Genomic DNA, 1,261 nt, shown 5'->3' with positions numbered 1-1,261 from the left:
CCCTCGGCTTCCGCAACCTCAGCCACTACATCGCTCGGTCGCTGCTCGAAGCCGGCGGATTCAGACCCGCGCTACACCCTCGTTCGTGAAGAGCCCGGTATCCTCAGGCGACATGGACGTCGATCACGCAACCGAGAGTGGGGCAACGGGGGGGAGAGCTCGATCATTTTCAAGCTGGCCCATGCCCAGCAGCCCAGCCCCCATCCGGCGCGACCCAGCCTTTGCGAGCCTGTGGGAAGAGCTTGTCTACCGTGACGCAGTACATGTCTCTACCAATGCGGACGCGTTACGCGACGTAGTAGACGGCCCTCCCATCACATTTTACTGCGGGTTTGACCCTACCGCTCCCAGCCTCCACTTGGGCAACCTGGTCCAGCTGATCCTGATGCGACGGCTTCAATTGGCTGGCCACTGGCCCATCGCGTTAGTGGGGGGATCAACGGGCCTAATCGGCGATCCCAAACCAACATCCGAACGCCGGCTCAACGATCGCACGGTAGTGGAACAGTGGGTCGAAAGCCTTCGAGCGCAGATCTCCCGATTTTTGGACTTTGACTGCCCCAATCCAGCGCGACTCGTGAATAATCTAGATTGGACCGCTCCCCTGACCGCCCTCGATTTTCTTCGTGACGTGGGAAAGAATCTCCGTGTTGGCACAATGATCAAGAAGCAGATCGTGTCGTCTAGGCTAGCCGCGGAGGACGGGATTTCGTTTACGGAATTTAGCTATCAAGCCCTTCAGGGAATGGACTTCCTCGAACTCTACAAGCGCCACGGTTGCCTTCTCCAAACAGGAGGCAGTGACCAGTGGGGAAACCTCACGGCTGGAATTGAATTGACCAAACGTGTGGAGGGGGTTTCCCTGCATGCTGTTGGAACCCCGCTGATTACGGACGCCACCGGGCGCAAGTTCGGAAAGAGCGAGGGCAACGCCGTTTGGCTAGATGCGGACATGACTAGCCCCGCGGAGATGGTGAGATTTTGGTTGGATCAACATGAATCAATCATCATCGGACTACTGAAGACTTTCACATTTCTCGGCAGCGAAGAAATTAACGAACTAGAGCGCGGCATGGCTCAGGAGTCGGGCGTCCGCCGAGCTAAAGGGATCCTTGCCTTCGAGGTTACTTCCTTGGTTCACGGCGTGGAAAGAACGCGGCAGGCCTTCAATGGCTCCATCGGCGCCCCACCGCCGGAGCGATCGAGCTAAAGCGCCAGTCAAATGCGGCTCATCCGAATCCAGGGTGTAGTCGGGGTCTGA

General features: G+C 58.0%; 1 protein-coding gene. It reads left to right on the top strand.

Going from position 1 to position 1,261, the window contains the following annotated elements:
• The first annotated feature begins 112 nt into the window (after nucleotides 1-112).
• Nucleotides 113-1,210, top strand: a complete 1,098-nt coding sequence (gene tyrS / locus G554_RS17325) for a tyrosine--tRNA ligase (RefSeq protein WP_342663100.1) — start codon at nucleotides 113-115, stop codon at nucleotides 1,208-1,210.
• The last annotated feature ends 51 nt before the right edge of the window (nucleotides 1,211-1,261 follow it).

Source organism: Acidipropionibacterium thoenii DSM 20276 (genome assembly GCF_000423445.1).
Classification (GTDB): Bacteria; Actinomycetota; Actinomycetes; order Propionibacteriales; family Propionibacteriaceae; genus Acidipropionibacterium; species Acidipropionibacterium thoenii.
Note: the sequence above shows the minus strand (reverse complement) of the source record. Positions and strands in the feature narration are given on the sequence as shown.